The organism is Mariprofundus ferrinatatus, assembly GCF_002795825.1.
GTDB lineage: Bacteria > Pseudomonadota > Zetaproteobacteria > Mariprofundales > Mariprofundaceae > Mariprofundus > Mariprofundus ferrinatatus.
Genome location: NZ_CP018800.1, coordinates 25,885 through 43,941, shown reverse-complemented (window position 1 = coordinate 43,941; position 18,057 = coordinate 25,885). Strand labels below are relative to the sequence as shown.

Below are 18,057 nucleotides of genomic sequence, written 5' to 3'. Positions count from 1 at the left end.
CTTGGCAAAAGCCAGAAAATTGCGGCTGGATCAGATTCTTTTTGAACGCGGTCTCTGTGATTCGGCAGATATTGCTTCCCGCCAGATTATGGCGGGGCTCGTCTATGTTGCCGGCCAGAAAGCAGACAAGCCAGGCATGCAGTTTCGCGAAGATGCCGAGATCGAGGTGCGCGAGCTGCTTCCCTATGTATCCCGTGGCGGACTGAAGCTTGAGAAGGCGCTCAAGGATTTCCCCTTTTCGCCCAAGGGCGCCATATGTCTCGATGTAGGGGCCTCAACCGGCGGCTTTACCGATGTTCTGCTGCAGAACGGCGCTGAAAAGGTCTACGCTGTCGATGTCGGCCACGGCCAATTGCACTACAAACTCCAGAACGATGCGCGTGTGATCAATCTCGAAAAAACGCATGTTCGCAAACTCACCTCCGAACTGATTCCGGAACCGATTGATGCCCTGGTGATCGACACCTCATTCATCTCCCTGACCAAGGTGCTGCCCTGCGCATGGCCATTCGTGAAAGCCGGGGGCTGGTGCGTAGCACTGATCAAGCCACAGTTCGAGGTTGAGCCGAAATATCTTGATCGCGGCGTAGTCCGCGAAGAAGAGCATCGCCAGGCAGCGATAGCGCGTGTCACAGCAATGGTCGAAGCTGAGTTGGACAGTACAGAGATCATAGGCATCACCGAATCGCCTATCCACGGCCCCAAGGGCAATGTCGAGTACCTGCTGGGATTAAAAAAGAGGTCGCCGCTTAATTAGGCCTGCGCCTCCAGATGGTCGAGCAGCTTGCCGGCGTTCTCTTTGAGCATCCAGTAGGCATCCTCGAAGCCGTCAGGCCCGCCGTAGTAGGGGTCCGGCACATCCGGGATAAATCTATCGTTCTCAAACTGTCGCATCATCAGCAGCCTAGATTCGGGCACCCCCATACGCAGCAGGTCGGAACGGTTGCTGCTGTCCATGGCGACAAACCAGTCCCAGCTATCGACATTGCGCGGCGTGATCTGCTGCGCACGATGGGCGGAGAGATCGAGCCCCTTCTCCTGTGCCTTGGCGGCAGAACGGGGATCGGCGGGGCCGCCGACATGCCAGCTACCAGTGCCTGCCGACTCGAAGTGGAACTGATCGATTCCCCGCTCCCTGGCTACGCTTTTCACCACGACCTCGGCCAGCGGCGACCGGCAGATATTGCCGAGACATACAAACAGCACCTTCGCTTTCTTACTTTCAGACATGGACATTCTTCTCCGCTTGTGAACGTTGCAGATAAACCGGATCGGGGTAACGTGGCAGCATAGCGACGTTTGCCATGTCCATTTCCGCCAGTGTTGCCGCCAGCAGAGCTTTGGCGCGAGAAACCGTAAGCGGCAGTCGCTGCCAGCCGGTTAAACTCCCCTGTGGTTCACTGTGACAGACATAGAGTCCCGGTATTATCTCAGATGCCACCTCGGCCCAGGTCAGACAACGATCTTCATCCAGTGCAACTTCTGCCTGATAGTGGCCGATAAAGGCTTCACCGGCTCGCGCATCCTCCAGCACCCAGATCGGATCGCTGCTTTCGGCCTGCCGTGCAGTAATCGCCAGCGATGAAAGATGCAGGATCGGCAAGTTCATACCGCTGTTGATACCGGCCAAAGTGGCGGCCGCGATGCGCAGGCCTGTAAATGATCCCGGCCCGGCACCAAGCGACAGAAGGTCTAACTCCTTCCAGCTCAGCCCTGCCTCGGAGAGGAGCCCGTCAAGCATCGGTATAATGCTGACAGAACGGGTTTTACCGTGATCGGCAGGCATCGCTGCCAGAAAGTCTCCCCTGGCCGTGTGGATAGCAGCCGATATCTCACCGAACGCCGTATCCAGCGCAAGAACATTCGAATCTTGATTCACAGCTGTTTTTTCAGTGCCCGGCGCAGTGATTCGCCATATTCGGGGTGCTGCAGACCGAGCACGGCGTTAGCCAGCAAAAAGCCGCCCGGATTGCCCGCATCAAAACGCTGTCCTTCGAGCAGGACGCCGTAGACCGGCTCCTCTTTTGCCAGCATGGCAATTGCATCGGTGAGCTGAAACTCGCCACCCTTGCCAGGCTTCACCTCCTGAAGCAGATCCATCAGACGCGGCGTAAAGATATAACGGCCAATCATTGCCAGGTGCGATGGTGCCTCATCAACATCCGGCTTCTCGACCATGTCGGTCAGGCGCAGCAAGCCGTTCTCTTCGGCCTCAAAGGCGACAATGCCGTATTTTGAGACGTCACTCTCAGCAACCTGAATCAGGCCGATTACTGAGCAACCGGTCTGTTCATGCACTTCGCGCAACTGCTGCATAGCGCCTGTCTCATGGATAATCAGCTCATCGGCTAGCGACACACCGAAAGGCTCATCACTTACCCAGTGGCTGGCACATAGAACAGCATGACCCAGACCCAGCGACTCTTTCTGGCGCAGGTAAACCACCTCCGCCATGCGCGCTACACGGGAGACCTCCTGATAGAGATCACTCTTACCCGCAGCCTTCAGATTGGCTTCAAGCTCTGCCGAAATATCAAAATGATCCTCAATGGCGCGTTTGCCGCGTCCGGTTACCATGATGATCTCATCCATGCCTGCGGCAAGCGCCTCTTCAACGCCGTACTGAATCAGAGGTTTATCGACAATGGTAAGCATCTCTTTGGGGCTCGCCTTGGTTGCAGGCAGAAAACGCGTGCCCATTCCGGCGGCCGGAAAGATAATTTTGCGCAACGGTTTCATGAAAGACTCCCTCTCAACTCAAACTGTTACGCAAGCATAGCATAGTTTTGTGCCGATCAGCTTAGGCGGCCGTAGGAGTGCAATCCGGAAAGATACATGTTCACACCCAGGAAGCAGAATATGGTTACGAGGAATCCAGCCACAGCCCACCATGCCAGAGCCTTACCGTGCCAGCCATGTGAAACGCGGGCGTGCAGGTAGGCGCCGTAAACCAGCCAGACGATCAGCGCCCAGGTCTCTTTGGGATCCCATGACCAGTATCCACCCCAGGCCTCAGCAGCCCAGACGGCGCCAAGAATGGTAGCCAGGGTGAAAGCAGGGAAGCCGACCGCAACCGATTTGTAGGCCAGCTGGTCGAGTTGTTCGAGTGTCGGGAAAATCTTCAGCATTTTTGAACTGCTGTTGTTGGCCTCAATCCGATGGCGCAGCAAATAGGCCATGCCGGCGCCACATGCCACCGCAAAGGCACCGTAACCGACAAAGTTCATCGGCACGTGAATCTTCATCCAGTAGGACTGCAGGGCGGGTACCAGCGGCTTGATATCGCCCTGGCCAATCGAGTCGAGCCAGATACCGAAGAATACGCCGGCAGAAACCAGCAACATCACAAATGCGCCCATCGCTTTGGCCTGATAGCGACGCTCAAAGGAGAGGTAAACGGCAGCCGTGATCATGAACAGCAGGATGAATACTTCATAAAGATTGGATACAGGAGCATGGCCCATCCCCATATCGAACAGGTATGACTCGTGCCAGCGCAGCAGCAGGGCGGTTCCGCCAGCATAGGTGGCAAACCATGCAGACCATGTCGCCACGCGACCAATAAATGACTCGGGAGCGAAAAGATACGCGATATAGGCAACAGCCGAGAAGATGTAGACAACATTCATCGCCATGATGATCTTGGCAGCGATCAGGTTGGACTGGTCTTCGTAGGAAATCTGTGCGGCTGCAGGCTCAAACTGCGCGGCCACAACGGCCAGCACGACCATCAACAGTGAGCCGTCCAGCCAGGGCACGGTATTGGGAGCAACGCGACCGTTAAGCAGTGCAGGCTTGATGGCAGAGAGAACTGCCGCAACTGCGCAGCCAAGAAGAATACCGGTTCCGCCCCAGATCAAGCCCTGACTGCCGAGAATCTGATAGAGAAAGGCATCCTCGTCGTAACCGCCCTGTCCATACATTGCCATGGCAGATATGCCGAGCGACAGTCCGATGTAGGCGTAGAAACGGACAAATGCCCAGCGCCCCTGATTTAGTGTTTCCCATATCGATGATTCAGCAGTCGTTGCAGTCATGAGTTCTCCTATTAATTGTCCGCTTCAGAGGGCGCAGCAGGTTTTGCGCAGATTCAGTTGGTGCGGAAATCTTCATCGAGTTTTGTGAACAGATCGTGAAAGGTCTGTTTAAACGACATCATATTACGATTGGTGTTACCGGCCAGCTGCACTTCGGTGGCATCGCCATTCTGGCGAATTACCAGCCACAGCTTGCGATGCGGCACATAGAACATGATGCAGAGACCAATAACCAGGATCGCGCTTCCGGCCCAAACCACATTCATTCCGGGGTCTTTTGCCAGCTGCAGGCCGGTGTAATAGACATGCTCAAAATCCTCAAGCATCGGAATAACGGGCCAGGGAAGCTGTGGAATCAGGTTCATAGCCTGAACTGCACGCATGGCGATGTTCTGCACATTTTCTGGCGGATTGTCGCCATACACTTCCTTCATGGCATCCTTGAATGCCTGGAAATTCTCTTTCTCATTCTGCTCCCCTGAAAGTCGGGAAAGGTTTCGGCCAAAGGCATTGAACAGGCGCCACTCATCTTGATTGGTGAAATCGAGACCAAGGGCTACCGGCTGGTAATCCTTGGTGTCGCCGGAGAGTGACACCATCAGCCAGGAACCCTGATTGTGGCCATCGCCATCAATGTACGGATTCATGTAGGCCTTCACCTTCACAGGCTTGATACCGGGGCCGCGAAAGACAAACTCGACTGACGGGCCTATGTCCTTGAATTTGCGTGGCTGCCCCTCATGGGCGACATTTTCCACGTTATATGGCCTGAAGTCGGTCACCTCAAGTGAGATGCCGCTCTCCTCATCCTTCCAGGTATTATAAACCTTGGTTTTGACGAAGGATGTCTCTTCACTGCCATTCATATGATACAGCTTGAAGTAAACATCGGAGCCGCCGTCGCCAAAGCTCGCCTGGTAGATATAAACACCCTTATAGAAAAGAGGCTCGTTCACAATGATGTCAGAGGTAAGAACCTCTTTGCCCTCATCGATAATGGTCAGATTACTGCGGAACTCCTTCGGTGCGCCTGTCGGGAAGAAGTCAATTTCGAAAGAGTTACAGCGCACCTGAAACGGCATATCAAGTGTTTCGGTTGCAGTACCTTTCAGGAAGAATATCTCCTGCTCAACTGCCCCCTCAGCCACCGACATGTTGCCGCGAAAACCGAACTGCACACTTATCCATCCGCCAACAAGAATAACCAGGATCGCGGCATGCACGGAGATATAACCCCACTTATGTCTACGCCCTTTATCGGCGCGGACATAGTGTACCCCGCTCTCCTCCTGCGTTTTGAATTCCCAGCCATGCAGGTGCTTCTGGAATGTCTGTTGCAGCTGATCGACAGAAGTATCCGCCTTTAGCTGCCACTGCTGCAGAAGCTCCATGCGCCCCAGCGAACGATCGTTTATGGTCACCTTGCGGCTGCGCATCTCTTTGAGCATCTTCGGAACGTTGCGCCAGAGGCAGGCGGTCAACGAGAGCATCAGGAAAGCAAGCAGCGTCAGGAACCACCATGTGTGATACATGTCGAACAGGCCGAGTGAGCGGAACACCCAATACCAGAGGGGGCCGAACTGCTGCAGGTAATCGGTCTGCTGCTGGTTCTGTAGCAGAACCGTACCGATAACCGATGCGATCGAGAGTACCATCAAGAGAACAATTGCGAGCGACATTGAACCCAGCCGCTGCCAGAGCAATTTCAAAAAGTCAGAGAATGAATTCATGGCGGCATGTTAGCCATTCAAGCCTGCGCCGTCATGGCCGAATTATGGTGGAATCATTGCGCCATACACGCAACAGAACTGAGGCTTTGCCTGAACTGACCGGGCCGGGGAGCGCGGCAGACAGATAACTGTGCCAGCGCATCCTCACCTTTCGGTTTACATCGGCAGTCGTGCGACCCCTTCGATTCAGGCTGGATGAGAGCAACAGGCCTCCGCAAGCTGAAGCCAGCTGGCGGGTCTGCAGACTGGCATCAACACGAATCGCTGCCATGCCTCCTCGATAACAGACAGGCGTCAGCCCCGGTTTTGCCGGGACAACCAGCGTATAGGGACCTGGCCACGAATCGCGAATAATCCGCCTGAGTTCCGGAGAGTAGTAGCGGATAAGGCCTGCAGCCGTCTTTACTGAATCGGCCAGCAACAGGAAGGGCCCTTTGCGCTGCTTGAAGTTTATCAGTCGCGCTACAGAGGCTGGAATACGGGGGTTGGCCGCAGCACCGGGAAGGGTGTGCGTGTAATGGGCGATCGCCCCGCCGCGGTTCAGGATAGTGGCAGCCCTCAGGGCTGCCAGCTTATCCTTTGTCCGGGCGCGCCCCTCAGTCTTCCGCGAGGATCGCCTCTGCCTGCGCAGCACGGTCGGCCTTCAGCTTTACACTGAGCTCGTCGTCGTTCTGAGCCAGCATTTGAACAGCCAGCAGGCCGGCATTCTTGGCGCCATTGATGCCCACGGTCGCAACCGGTAGTCCTGGCGGCATCATGACAGTAGAGAGCAGTGCGTCTTCGCCGTTCATCGGTCCTGATGCAATCGGCACGCCAATCACTGGCTTTACCGTCTTGGAACAGACTACGCCTGCCAGATGCGCGGCCATGCCGGCTGCACAGATGAACACCTTGCACCCTGCCGCCTCTGCCTCTTTGACCGCCTGAACCGTTGCTTCAGGCGTACGGTGCGCCGAACGAACCATCGTTTTGTAGGCAACACCGAACTCATCCAGCACAGCTTCAGCCTTCTGCATCACCGGCCGGTCATTGGCGCTACCCATCAGAATCAGAACTTTAATTGCTTCCATAGACATCTCCTATCCACAAAAGAGCATCCTGCCTTTTGCTTGTCTTACGCTCATCAACTCCGTGGAGTTGATTCGCTTACACGTTGCTCCAGCCATCTATGGCCGGAGAACGGGTGCACTTCTACACCCTTTAACTATTTTCCCTCTTCTCTTGCTACGGCGCGGTAACCGATATCCGTTCTGTAAAATCCGCCCGGCCAGTCAAGGTGTTCAAGCGCAGCATAAACAGTTTGCTGAGCCTCTTTCACGGTCGGAGCTACGGCGGTTACGCCTAGCACGCGGCCGCCTGCATTTACAATAACACCATCCTTTTCAGCAGTGCCGGCATGGAAGACTGTGGTACCCGCTGCCTCTACAGCATCAAGCCCGCCAATTGCCTGCCCCTTGTCAAAGTCAGCCGGATAGCCCTCCGAAGTTACAACCACGCAGAGCGCGGTTCCATTCTCCCACGCAAGCGTAACACCTTCGAGCTGTTTTGTGGCAGCTGCAAGCAATACCTCTCCCAGGTCCGATTTCAACCGACTCATCAATGGCTGGCACTCAGGATCCCCAAAGCGCACATTGAACTCAAGCGTCTTGGGTCCCTCTTCCGTCAGCATCACGCCGGCATAGAGAGTACCGATAAATTCAGCGCCGCGCTTCTTCAATGCTGCAATGATCGGGCGGGCAATGGTTTCCAGAACCTCACTGGCCACTGCATCGGTAACGCAGGGTGCTGGTGAATATGCACCCATGCCGCCTGTGTTCGGCCCCTTGTCACCATCGAGCAGCGCCTTGTGATCCTGCGAAGAGGCCAGTGGCAAAATCGTATCGCCGGATACGATGAACAGGCAACTCGCCTCCTCTCCGACAAGGCACTCCTCAATCACCACCTGAGAACCTGCTTCGCCAAAACTGTTGCCGGCCAGCATGTCGCGTACCGCATCGATCGCCTCTTTCTCATTCTGCGCCACAATCACGCCCTTGCCCGCGGCAAGACCGGAGGCCTTCACCACAATCGGTGCGCCCCAAGAGCGGATCGTTTCGATCGCCTCTTCAACATCGACATGCACCTCGAAACGTGCTGTAGGCACGCCTGCGTCATACATCAACCGTTTGGAGAATGATTTGCTTCCCTCAAGATTGGCCGCAGCTTTATCCGGCCCGTAAACCGGGAATCCCTCTTCGCGGAGACGGTTGGCCAAACCAAGCACGAGAGGAACCTCCGGACCAACCACGACCAGATCAGGCCTTTCTGAAAGAGCCAGATTAACCAGTCCGTCAACGTCCTCGGCACCAACCGCCACACAGCGCGCCTCGCGCTGAATGCCGGGATTGCCGGGCGCACAAACCACCTCGCTTACACTCGGGCTGCGCTTCAGTTTCCAGCAAAGTGCATGTTCGCGGCCACCACCGCCGACCACCAGTACTTTCATCAACTGCTCCTTAATGCCTGAAGTGGCGAATGCCGGTGAAGATCATCGCCAGGCCGTGCTCATTGGCTGCGGCAATCACCTCGTCATCACGAACCGAGCCGCCCGGCTGGATCACCGCCTTGGCCCCGGCCTCGGCAAGCGCATCAACCCCGTCACGGAACGGGAAGAAGGCATCGGATGCCACAGCAGAGCCCTTGATCGCCTCGCCGCCATGATGTGCCGCAATGCGTGTAGAGTTAACACGGTTCATCTGGCCCGCTCCGACACCAAGGGTGACGCCATCCTTGGCGAAGACGATGGCGTTCGATTTCACATGCTTGGCCACCGACCAGGCGAAGAGCATATCGTTCCATTCATCTTCCGTCGGCGCACGATCGGTAACCACCCTGCAGGCATCGCGGTTGAGGATATGCGCATCGCGCTCCTGCACCAGCAGGCCACCGTTGACACGCTTGAACTCCAGACCACCGGTCACCGGATCGGCACTCGGAGCCAGCAGCAGGCGAAGATTCTTCTTGGCAGCCAGAACTTCACGCGCTTCATCGCAGAAGCCCGGTGCGATCACCACCTCCATAAAGGTCTCGGCGATCAGTTTCGCTGTCTCGCCTTCAAGCGGGCGGTTAAATGCCGCGATGCCGCCAAAAGCGGAGACAGAATCGGCCGCACGGGCACGCTCGTACACTTCAGCCTGCACACCACCCACGGCAACGCCGCACGGATTGGCATGCTTGACGATCACTGCCGCATTATCGGCGAAATCGCGAACGCAACCGTAGGCCGCATCGGCATCTGCGATATTGTTATAAGAGAGCGCCTTGCCCTGCAGCACTTCGCAGTCTGCCAGAGAAAGACCCTCGTCCTCGATATCGGCATAAAAGGCGCCGTCCTGATGCGGATTTTCACCGTAACGCAACTCATCAGCAGTTTTGATAAACTGGCGGGTAAAGATATCCGGAAACTTGCGCTTCGACCCGTCGCTGTTTAGTGCTGAAAAATGGTTGGCAATCGCGCCGTCATAGGCTGCGGTATGAGCAAACGCCTTGGTTGCCAAGGCGCGGCGAATCTCTTCGTTCAGGGAACCGTTATCAATCCCGTCGATGATCATATCATAATCAGAGGGATCAACGACAATGGTGACAAACTTGTGGTTTTTGGCCGAGGCACGAACCATGCATGGGCCGCCGATATCGATATTCTCGATCGCATCCTCGATCGTGCAGCCCTCCTTGGCCACCGCTTCGCGGAAGGGGTAGAGATTCACACAAACGAGATCAATCTGCTCAATGCCATGCTCGGCCATCGATGCCAGGTCGCCTTCATTATCGCGGCGGGCGAGGATGCCGCCGTGCACCTTCGGGTTCAGCGTTTTCACGCGACCGTCCATCATCTCGGGAAAACCGGTGTAGTCAGAGACATCGCGGCACGCGATGCCGGCATCGCGCAGCAGTTTGGCAGTGCCGCCGGTGGAAAGAATCTTTACGCCGCGCTCGGCCAGCGCCCGGGCAAAGCCCTCTACGCCTGTTTTGTCTGAAACGCTGATCAGCGCCTGTTTGATCGATGCCATCTTAAGCCACTCCGAAAGGGAAATAAAAAAGGGAACGAAAGGCTACGCATTGATGGATGCGAAGCAACCATAACCGACCCGCAGGATAAGTTGGCGCTATATGTTGCCAAAGCATGAGGCAAAAACGGGGTGGTAGTATTTAAAACCGGCATGGAGAGAATAATAATCCGCCGGCGTTTGTCTGGGAGTGCATCCGGAAATCCTGCTTATTCGCCTCCGCTTTCACTGTGACAGATCCGGTTCCCCCCATCGCTTCTGGCTCTGTAAGACGCCTCATCGGCTGCAAGAATCATCTGCTCCATCTCCAGCTCATCGCTGCTGCAGACACCAATGCTGCAGCTTACCCGAATCATTTGACCTTTATTTTCGACCGCTAGTGAAGCGATATCGTTAAGAAACCTTTCTGCGATACGCATCGATTGATCCTTGCCGCAATCCATCACCACGATGGCAAACTCTTCGCCACCAAAGCGAATCAGAAGGTCATAAATTCGGCTGTGCTTCTGCAACGCGTGGGCCACTTCAATCAGCACCCGGTCACCCGCTGCACGCCCGTAGCTTTCGTTCACCTCTTTGAAATGGTCCAGATCGAGAATCAGCACACTAACGGTAAACTCTTCGCGACGAGCCATGGCCATTAACCGCTCACCCTCGAGGTAGAGGTGGCGACGATTGTGGATACCGGTCAGGTGGTCGTGGCGGCGACTGTCATCCAGGTGACCCGAGAGCTTCGAGAGCTCCTGCTGCTGATTGCGAACCTCTTTTTCGGTGGCGATCAACACACGAGACAGTCTGCCCACCTCGTCGCTGCGCAGAGGCAGGTTTAGCCGCACTTCCCGGCCAGACCCTATCTGGGATGCGAACGCTTCCATCGCCTTCATGGGATGCAGAATCAGTCGCCTTAAAAGAATCCATAGTGTCAGCAGCACCAGCACGATGACAACAATGCCACCGATAATCGTGACCATGCGGCCGGCTGCTGTCATTTCAATAGCGCTATGCATAGGCAGATCGATGGCAAGGCCACCACGAATGTCGCCAAGCCTGTAGCCCTGGAATCCGTGGCAATTGAGACAAGACCTCTCCACCTCCAATGGCGCCATGTAGCGAAAACGTTCCCCCTGCACCTCGTAAAGTTCCGTTGTTCCGGCCTGAAATGCTTCAAGTGCCCGCTTCTCAAAGGGGTCAGGGATGTTATTCGGGTTGATTGGCTTAAGGCTTGTTAAATGAAAACCGATATCACTTCTGGCCCTGCTCAGTTCAGAGAGCTCGCGGGCCATCAGGGCAGGATTTTTAAGCGTATACACGTTGCCGTCCAAGTCGATGATCTCCGGCTTGATTGCTGCCTTCTCGCCCTCTTTCGGCCCTACTTCATAGAGATAAGGGTTGGTCTGCATCCCCTGACGCTTGAGAACATATACCCCACCATAATTGGCGTTCCAGTGGCGGGTCAGCTGGATCTGACGAAACAGCGCCTTCGACTGCGCAAGCATCAGCGAGACTTCAGCGTCATGTTCAAACCGGTGATAGAAGGCGCCAAATGCCGCCCCGCTGAGGAGGAATATAGCAACCAGAATGAGTACAACCTTGGCATTAAGCGACTGCTTGATCATAACGCTACTATTATATCACATAAACGGCCCCCTTGTGCAGTTCCGGGTTAGCCATGCGCAACGGTTGCACCTGAAATGCAACTTTCCCGATTTGCACCTCTTCCCGCTTTGAATCATGATCGCCACCCTGACAATTCCCTCCCTGGAGAAACCATGATCAAGCTACTACTGACATTGCTATTGCTGATCTGTCTGATACCCGCCTCCGAAGCAGCACAACTGCAAGAGACCAGCTTCAAGAATGGTGTTAAATTGATCGTCGAAGAGGATCACTCAGCACCCGTTGCCATGGTCCAGATCTGGCTGAAAGTGGGTGGGCGCGACGAGTTGCCGGGAAAAACAGGGCTGGCGCATGTCTTCGAGCATATGATGTTCAAAGGCTCGAAAAAACTCGGCCCCGGCGAGTTCAGCAAGCGTATCTCGGCCATGGGCGGTAACGACAATGCCTTTACCTCCACTGATTTCACGGCCTATTTTGAAACCGTACCATCTGAGCGAGTTAACGAAGTGCTGGAAATGGAGGCTGAGCGCTTCGCCAACCTTAAACTGCGTGATGAGGATTTTCAGAAAGAGATTCGGGTGATCATGGAGGAGCGGCGCATGCGTACCGAGGATGATCCCAACAGCCGCATGTTCGAAGAGCTCTCTGCTGCATCCCTGCGTCTGCACCCTTACCGCAATCCGGTCATTGGCTGGATGCAGGATCTCGAGAAACTGACCATCGAGGACGTGAAATCTTTTTACGAAAAACATTACGTTCCGGGCAATGTCATCGTGGTCGTAGTAGGTGATGTTGATTTCGGGCAGATGAAAGAGACCGTAAGCCGCACTTTCGGACGCATGCAGGCGCGGCCGGCACTCGCCCGCTTCAATCCTGTCGAGCCACAACCCTTTGGCCCCAAACGCATCCAGGTGAAACTTCCGGCCCAGCTTCCGATGTTGGCGGTAACCGTGCCAGTTCCGGTCTGGAAGCCGGCTGAAAATGATCGTGAGGCGGCAGCTCTGGCACTGGCCACCCAGATTCTGGCAGGTGGCCGTGCCGCCCGCCTGACGCGAGAAATTGTCGATGAGCAGCGCAAAGCATTCGGCGCCGGAGCTGGTTACGATGCCCACGGCATGGGGCTCGATCTCTGGTATGCCTACGGCATGCTCGGCCCCGACCAAAGCGCCGAAGCATTCGAGAAAAGCCTGTGGGCGCTTCTCGATGAGATGGGGATGAAAGAGGTCGATGAAAAGCGCTTGAATGCGGCCAAACGCAATATCATTGCTGCCAATGTCTTTGCCCAGGACTCGCTCTACCTTCGCGCCAAGGATATTGGCCGCATGGAGGTTGTAGGCATCGGGGCCAGCAATCGTGACCGCTGGATCGAAGCTGTCAGGGAGGTTACTGCTGCCGACATCAAAAACACAGTCGGCCGCTGGCTGAAGCGTGAACGCTCCACCACCGGCATTCTGGTACCGGAGGTGACCCCGTGAAACAGCGCCTGTTTGCAATTATCCTGTTGATGCTTCCCTTCACAGCCCAGGCCGTGCCATCGATTCAGGAAACGCGTCTTGATAACGGCCTGCGTATCCTGCTCATGGAGGCACACAATGTGCCAATGGTGTCGATGAGCCTGGTCGTACCGGCCGGTTCCCGTTTTGATCCTGAGAAGCGGGGAGGCACGGCATCGATGCTCGCCGCGATGCTCGCGGACCACACAGCCAGGCACGAGCATAAGGCATGGGCGGATATGCTCGATGCCGATGCGATGATGCTTGGAAGCGCCGTAGACAATGACGGAATGACCCTGTCGCTTACCGTACTTAAGGATGTGCTTGAGCCCGGCATTGATGCGCTCACTGAAGCGCTGTTGATGCCCGGCTGGAGCGAGAAGCGTTTCACCATACTCAAAGAGGATTCAATTGCCGCAGCCCGCAAAGAACTGGAGGAGCCGGGTATACGCGCCGCCGAAGCGGCTGCCGAACTGATTTTCTCGAATCATCCCTACGGCCATCGCTCCGAAGGCTCGCTTGCATCACTTCAGGCAATCGGACTGTCAGACCTGAAAGCGCTCTACCAGCGTCAGGTTAAGCCTGATGGAGCGGTGCTTGCAGTCAGTGGCGATATCACGATGGATGAGCTCAAGCCACTGATCGCAAAAGCGCTTTCCAACTGGAAGGGAACACCTGAAACAGGACTGTACGATATCGTCCGGCCGGTGAATGTTATCGGCCAGCAAGCCGATGTCGAACTGCCGACCAGCCAGACTCAGCTGCAACTGCTGCGTTTGGGGCCTGAGCGCACAAGCCCGGACTTCTTCCCTGTTTTTGTGCTTAATCACATGCTCGGTGGTGGTGGCTTCGGATCAAAGCTGATGGAGGAGGTGCGCGAGAAGCGCGGGCTGGTTTACGGCGTCTACTCCTACTTCGTGCCACTGGCGACGAATGGCCCTTTTGTCATCAGCCTGCAGACCCGCGGTGATCAGGCAGCTGAAGCGGAGAGGGTGGTTCGCAGCGTACTCTCCACGATGGCTGAGGGGAAAATCAGCGCCAAAGCTCTCAAAGCGACCAAAGAGAACCTGACCGGAAGTTTTGCGCAGCGCATGGACTCCAATCGTGAACGTGTGGCGCTGATTGCCATGATCGGCTTCTATGGCATGCCGCTCGATTATCTCAGCCAATGGACCCGCCGGGTGAAAGAAGTATCGCTGCAAGAGGTAAAAGATCAGGCGGCCATCTACCTTGATCCTGAGCAGTGGAATCGTATACGGATCGGCTCTGACCTGAAGTGAGAATAACTGCAGGAGTCTTGCGCGGGCGCATTCTTAAGGTTCCCGATATCACGGGCCTACGCCCTACGCCATCCAAGGTGCGCCAGGCCATGTTCAATATCCTCGGCCCTGTTGAAGATATGTCCGTTCTCGATCTCTTTTCCGGTTCAGGTGTCATGGCGCTCGAAGCGCTCTCCCGCGGTGCCGCCAATGCTCTCTCCATTGAAAAAAACCGCAGTTTGACGCAGCGGCTATCGGCTATTCGAATGGCCTGGGGCCTTGAATCGCAGTGGCAGATTAAAACGGCCAGCGTTGAAAAAGGGCTGGCCGCGCTGGCCGGCAATAGCTTCGACCTGATCTTTGCCGATCCCCCGTATCAGCAGGGCTTTTGTGAGAACATCCCAACATGGCTGGACAGCTTTGAGATTGGTTGTGCGCAGCTGATCATCGAAGAGTCCTCTCGCATGCAACCGGTCTGGCCCACAGGCTGGCAATGCGCACAGAGCCGCCGTTACGGCGATACGACGCTGCATTTCCTATCCCGCCTTCCCTAATATAGAGATCGCCGTTACCGTTCGCACCCGATCAGGAGGTTCCCGTGACACATATCCGCATTGCTACCCGCCGTTCTCCGCTCGCCCTCTGGCAGGCAGAGCACGTATCTTCCGAGCTGAAAAGACTCGACCCGGATGTCACCACTGAACTGGTTAAGATCGTCACCAAGGGCGATAAAATTCTCGACGTACCGCTGGCACAGGTAGGTGGAAAGGGACTCTTTACCAAAGAGATCGATGAGGCCCTGCTTGACGGGCGCGCCGATATCGCTGTTCACTCAATGAAGGATGTGCCAACCGTGCTGCCCGAGGGAACAAGTATTCGAGCACACCCGAAACGCGAAGATCCACGCGATGCGATCGCCACGATCACCGGCGGCGGCCTCGACACATTGCCGGAGGGGGCGAAGATCGGCACCTCCAGCCTGCGCCGCGTTGCACAGATTCGCGCCAAACATCCGAGTTTCGAATTCACCTCGATCCGCGGCAATATCCAGACCCGCCTCTCCAAACTGGGAGATGAGGTCGATGCAGTTATTCTTGCCGCAGCCGGCATCCGTCGCATGGGCATGGAAGCTCAGATGCATGACTTCATTGATACTGAAGAGCTGTTGCCTGCCGTGGCACAGGGAACGCTCGGCATCCAGACCCGCGATGCCGATGATCTGATCAATGCACTGGTCGACCGGCTCAACGATCCGGAAACCGTTCTGCGTACCAGAGCCGAGCGCGCATTTCTTGCCACACTCGAGGGGGGGTGTCAGGTGCCGATTGCCGCCTACGCCACGCTTCACGGTGACTCACTACATCTGAAGGGGCTGGTAGGTTCCGTTGATGGTTCGGTTGTGATCGTCCGCGAAGCGACCGGTTCATGTGCTGATGCAGCGCAGATCGGCACCGATCTTGCCAACGAAGTACTTGATGCCGGTGCGCGTCCGATTCTTGAAGCGCTCTACGCTGAAGGACACGCTAAGATCTGACGTTTTTCGCCTCGATCCAGCGTGACATAAACTCTGTACTGCGCTGATGGTGATGGCGCAGCATGGCGCCGGTAAAGTTCTTCAGCCGGTGTGCTTGCAGATCTTCTCTAATCCCGGTTATGCGAGAGATCAGTGCTGCGCCGTTCGTCTCCGCATCGAACAACCTCTTCAGAATATCAAACCCATGCTGCCTGGCCGATTGCCACGCGGCCCCGTCCCGGTAGAGCTTCACCGCCGCATCTGCAAATGCATCCGCACTGTCCGCCACAATGCCGCTCCAGGGCAGCTCTCCGTGCATACCCTCCGCTCCAACCGAGGTTGTGACATTCGGCGTACCGTTTAACATCGCATCGGCAAGCTTCGTCTTGATTCCGGCTCCGAAGCGGAGCGGGGCAAGACATACGCGTGCGCTTTGCATCACCTTATGCACATCTTCTGCTCGACCTAGAACCCTGAAGCCGCTTTTAGGATCGTCGAGCGCGGTCGCCTTGGGCGGCGTATAGGCGCCGTAGATATGCAGCTCGGCATCGGGCAGCGCCTTTCGGATACGCGGCCAGATCTCGCTTTTCAGCCAGAGCACCGCATCCCAGTTCGGTGCATGGCGAAAATTGCCTATGGTGATGAAATGGCTGCGATCAGTGAAAGCCGGCGCATCCTCGGCGATCTGGGAAGCATCGAACATGAAAGGGCAGCAGTGCAGCAGCGAAGCATCAATGCCGAACACCTTTTCGAGCAGGTCCATTTCATAACCTGAGACCAGAATCGAAAGATCGGAGCGCAGCAACGAGGCAATTTCACGCATTGCCGTCTCGCTGAAAAGCTCCTCTCTGGATAGCTCGCAGGCGACACCGTGACTCTGTTTGAAGCGGCTATGGCGTGCATTGCGAAGCAGGTGCAGGTCGATCGTCTCAACGATTCGCACGGCTTCAGGACAACACCTCTCCACCCGCCAGCCAAACTGCTCCTCCATCGAGAAGCGATCGAAAAGCACGATGTCCGGGCTCAGTTCGCTAACAATGGTATCGAAACTGCTGTCATTCACCCTGATCTCGACAGCGGCTATGCCGAACTGTTTGATATCCAGCGAATATTCGCTCGCGGCGGCTGTCGCGGCATAGGTGACTCGCCAGCCCTGCTGCACAAAGAGGCGTGAAAGCTCCATCATGCGCAGGCCGGCGCCGGATGAAGCTGGCTCAGGCCACAGGGCACTGATGATCAGCACATGCATCTCTCTCTCCGGCAACATGGGCGGGATATCAACAGCGGCGGCCACTGCGGTCAATAGCCCCAACGCGTTTGCGTTGAATTGCATTGCCATACGGTCAGAATGTCGTGATCTTCTCAGCAGGGAGTATCCATGCCAATCATCACCTATCAGGGTAAAACCTATGAATGCAGCTCCGAGGAATCCTTAGTGGATGGCATGAACCGGCAGGGTGCCAACATATCTTACGGCTGCCGTGGTGGCCTCTGTCAGGCATGTATGGTCAAAGCAGTTAAGGGTACGCCACCTGCTGCCGCACAGGCTGGCATCAAACCCTCCCTGCAGAAGAAAGGTTATTTTCTTGCCTGCCTCTGCAACCCGGAATCCGATATTGAGATAGCCCTGCCGGACAGGAGGGATGAGTTTTCCCCCGCAACCATTACCACCATCGATCACCTGAATCCGAGCGTCTTACGTTTAATGACAACCCGCCCGGATGGATTCAACTACCGGCCGGGTCAATTCGTCAATTTTATCCGCGCTGCAGATGGCCTGTCGCGCAGTTACTCGCTGGCCAGCATTCCGGATGATGACAGGCTCGAATTTCATATCAGGCTGCTGCCAGGCGGAAGAATGAGCGGATGGCTGGCCAGTGAGCTGAAGCCCGGTGATGAATTACTGTTAAGCGATGCGATGGGGGACTGCTGCTATCGCGACAGTTATGGTGACCAGCCGCTTCTTCTGGCCGGTACCGGCACCGGTCTTGCCCCGCTCTACGGCATATTACGCGATGCGCTCAGCAGAGGTCACACGGGTCAAATCCGGTTGCTTCACGGTGGTCTAAGCGGTGGCGATCTCTATCTGGACCATGATCTGCGCGATCTGGCAGCTGCACATGCCAACCTCACCTATATCCCATGTGTCCTGAATGGTGACACGCCTTCAGGTGGTGTGAGTGGTCCGATCAATTCGCATCTTGGCAGGCAGCTTGCGGGCGGCGAAAACTGGATCGCCTTTCTATGCGGTGACTCAGGCATCGTTGAGGCCATGCGCAGCAGCTGCATCAGTAGCGGCCTGGATGAATCAGCCATCCATAGCGATGCATTCGGCTAAATTCACCAACCCATAAAAAAGCCG

General features: G+C 56.0%; 17 protein-coding genes. 6 read left to right on the top strand and 11 right to left on the bottom strand.

Features of this window, described 5'->3' with window-relative positions:
• The first annotated feature begins 1 nt into the window (after position 1).
• Positions 2-757 (top strand): TlyA family RNA methyltransferase, encoded by a 756-nt coding sequence (locus tag Ga0123462_RS00240; RefSeq protein ID WP_100264463.1) that lies wholly within the window; start codon positions 2-4, stop codon positions 755-757.
• Here Ga0123462_RS00240 and Ga0123462_RS00235 read toward each other — a convergent pair.
• The 10 genes from Ga0123462_RS00235 to Ga0123462_RS00190 form a co-directional block, all read right to left on the bottom strand.
• A complete protein-coding gene (locus Ga0123462_RS00235; protein ID WP_100264462.1) occupies positions 754-1,230 on the bottom strand; it encodes a low molecular weight protein-tyrosine-phosphatase in 477 nt (158 codons plus the stop codon). The genes Ga0123462_RS00240 and Ga0123462_RS00235 overlap by 4 nt on opposite strands.
• The gene (gene tsaB, locus Ga0123462_RS00230; RefSeq protein WP_100264461.1) at positions 1,223-1,879 is read right to left on the bottom strand and encodes a tRNA (adenosine(37)-N6)-threonylcarbamoyltransferase complex dimerization subunit type 1 TsaB; all 657 of its coding nucleotides are present in this window, start codon (positions 1,877-1,879) and stop codon (positions 1,223-1,225) included. Before tsaB ends, Ga0123462_RS00235 begins: the two co-directional genes overlap by 8 nt.
• Positions 1,876-2,739, bottom strand: a complete 864-nt coding sequence (gene galU, locus Ga0123462_RS00225) for a UTP--glucose-1-phosphate uridylyltransferase GalU (protein ID WP_100264460.1) — start codon at positions 2,737-2,739, stop codon at positions 1,876-1,878. Before galU ends, tsaB begins: the two co-directional genes overlap by 4 nt.
• 56 nt (positions 2,740-2,795) lie before the next feature.
• A complete protein-coding gene (gene ccsB, locus Ga0123462_RS00220; protein WP_100264459.1) occupies positions 2,796-4,037 on the bottom strand; it encodes a c-type cytochrome biogenesis protein CcsB in 1,242 nt (413 codons plus the stop codon).
• A gap of 53 nt (positions 4,038-4,090) precedes the next feature.
• Positions 4,091-5,767, bottom strand: coding sequence for a cytochrome c biogenesis protein ResB (locus Ga0123462_RS00215; protein WP_232726468.1), 1,677 nt, complete (start codon positions 5,765-5,767; stop codon positions 4,091-4,093).
• Positions 5,768-5,798: 31 nt separating this feature from the next.
• On the bottom strand, positions 5,799-6,401 hold the full coding sequence (locus tag Ga0123462_RS00210) for an L-threonylcarbamoyladenylate synthase (RefSeq protein ID WP_232726467.1): 603 nt from the start codon (positions 6,399-6,401) through the stop codon (positions 5,799-5,801).
• Positions 6,364-6,837: a 5-(carboxyamino)imidazole ribonucleotide mutase gene (gene purE, locus Ga0123462_RS00205; protein WP_100264458.1), complete on the bottom strand. Its 474-nt coding sequence runs from the start codon at positions 6,835-6,837 to the stop codon at positions 6,364-6,366. The genes Ga0123462_RS00210 and purE overlap by 38 nt, the downstream gene beginning before the upstream one ends.
• A 134-nt stretch (positions 6,838-6,971) precedes the next feature.
• Positions 6,972-8,252: a phosphoribosylamine--glycine ligase gene (gene purD, locus Ga0123462_RS00200; protein WP_100264457.1), complete on the bottom strand. Its 1,281-nt coding sequence runs from the start codon at positions 8,250-8,252 to the stop codon at positions 6,972-6,974.
• A 10-nt stretch (positions 8,253-8,262) separates the two neighbouring features.
• Positions 8,263-9,816 carry a bifunctional phosphoribosylaminoimidazolecarboxamide formyltransferase/IMP cyclohydrolase gene (purH, locus tag Ga0123462_RS00195; protein WP_100264456.1) on the bottom strand — a complete coding sequence of 518 codons (1,554 nt, stop codon included), beginning with the start codon at positions 9,814-9,816 and terminating at the stop codon, positions 8,263-8,265.
• Positions 9,817-10,022: 206 nt separating this feature from the next.
• Positions 10,023-11,429 (bottom strand): diguanylate cyclase, encoded by a 1,407-nt coding sequence (locus Ga0123462_RS00190; RefSeq protein ID WP_100264455.1) that lies wholly within the window; start codon positions 11,427-11,429, stop codon positions 10,023-10,025.
• Positions 11,430-11,582: 153 nt separating this feature from the next.
• Between Ga0123462_RS00190 and Ga0123462_RS00185 the strand changes: the two genes are divergently transcribed.
• From Ga0123462_RS00185 to hemC, 4 genes are read left to right on the top strand one after another with little or no spacing between them, the layout of a single operon-like run.
• A complete protein-coding gene (locus Ga0123462_RS00185) occupies positions 11,583-12,905 on the top strand; it encodes a M16 family metallopeptidase (protein WP_100264454.1) in 1,323 nt (440 codons plus the stop codon).
• On the top strand, positions 12,902-14,203 hold the full coding sequence (locus tag Ga0123462_RS00180) for a M16 family metallopeptidase (RefSeq protein WP_100264453.1): 1,302 nt from the start codon (positions 12,902-12,904) through the stop codon (positions 14,201-14,203). Before Ga0123462_RS00185 ends, Ga0123462_RS00180 begins: the two co-directional genes overlap by 4 nt.
• Positions 14,204-14,220: 17 nt before the next feature.
• Positions 14,221-14,736, top strand: a complete 516-nt coding sequence (rsmD, locus tag Ga0123462_RS00175; RefSeq protein ID WP_232726466.1) for a 16S rRNA (guanine(966)-N(2))-methyltransferase RsmD — start codon at positions 14,221-14,223, stop codon at positions 14,734-14,736.
• 44 nt (positions 14,737-14,780) lie between these two features.
• On the top strand, positions 14,781-15,716 hold the full coding sequence (gene hemC, locus Ga0123462_RS00170; RefSeq protein ID WP_100264451.1) for a hydroxymethylbilane synthase: 936 nt from the start codon (positions 14,781-14,783) through the stop codon (positions 15,714-15,716).
• Here the strand turns inward: hemC and Ga0123462_RS00165 are convergent.
• Positions 15,706-17,034 carry a glycosyltransferase gene (locus Ga0123462_RS00165; RefSeq protein WP_198507346.1) on the bottom strand — a complete coding sequence of 443 codons (1,329 nt, stop codon included), beginning with the start codon at positions 17,032-17,034 and terminating at the stop codon, positions 15,706-15,708. The genes hemC and Ga0123462_RS00165 overlap by 11 nt on opposite strands.
• 39 nt (positions 17,035-17,073) lie before the next feature.
• On the opposite strand from Ga0123462_RS00165, the gene Ga0123462_RS00160 reads away from it, so the two are divergent.
• Positions 17,074-18,033 carry a 2Fe-2S iron-sulfur cluster-binding protein gene (locus Ga0123462_RS00160; protein WP_100264449.1) on the top strand — a complete coding sequence of 320 codons (960 nt, stop codon included), beginning with the start codon at positions 17,074-17,076 and terminating at the stop codon, positions 18,031-18,033.
• Positions 18,034-18,057: the final 24 nt, after the last annotated feature.

Bases quoted from the DNA above. Each gene is read 5' to 3' on its own strand.
- purD (WP_100264457.1), bottom strand. From the start codon at position 8,252: ATGAAAGTACTGGTGGTCGGCGGTGGTGGCCGCGAACATGCACTTTGC.
- galU (WP_100264460.1), bottom strand. From the start codon at position 2,739: ATGAAACCGTTGCGCAAAATTATCTTTCCGGCCGCCGGAATGGGCACG.
- Ga0123462_RS00190 (WP_100264455.1), bottom strand. From the start codon at position 11,429: ATGATCAAGCAGTCGCTTAATGCCAAGGTTGTACTCATTCTGGTTGCT.
- Ga0123462_RS00235 (WP_100264462.1), bottom strand. From the start codon at position 1,230: ATGTCTGAAAGTAAGAAAGCGAAGGTGCTGTTTGTATGTCTCGGCAAT.
- ccsB (WP_100264459.1), bottom strand. From the start codon at position 4,037: ATGACTGCAACGACTGCTGAATCATCGATATGGGAAACACTAAATCAG.
- purH (WP_100264456.1), bottom strand. From the start codon at position 9,816: ATGGCATCGATCAAACAGGCGCTGATCAGCGTTTCAGACAAAACAGGC.
- Ga0123462_RS00215 (WP_232726468.1), bottom strand. From the start codon at position 5,767: ATGAATTCATTCTCTGACTTTTTGAAATTGCTCTGGCAGCGGCTGGGT.
- Ga0123462_RS00165 (WP_198507346.1), bottom strand. From the start codon at position 17,034: ATGGCAATGCAATTCAACGCAAACGCGTTGGGGCTATTGACCGCAGTG.
- purE (WP_100264458.1), bottom strand. From the start codon at position 6,837: ATGGAAGCAATTAAAGTTCTGATTCTGATGGGTAGCGCCAATGACCGG.
- Ga0123462_RS00160 (WP_100264449.1), top strand. From the start codon at position 17,074: ATGCCAATCATCACCTATCAGGGTAAAACCTATGAATGCAGCTCCGAG.
- Ga0123462_RS00185 (WP_100264454.1), top strand. From the start codon at position 11,583: ATGATCAAGCTACTACTGACATTGCTATTGCTGATCTGTCTGATACCC.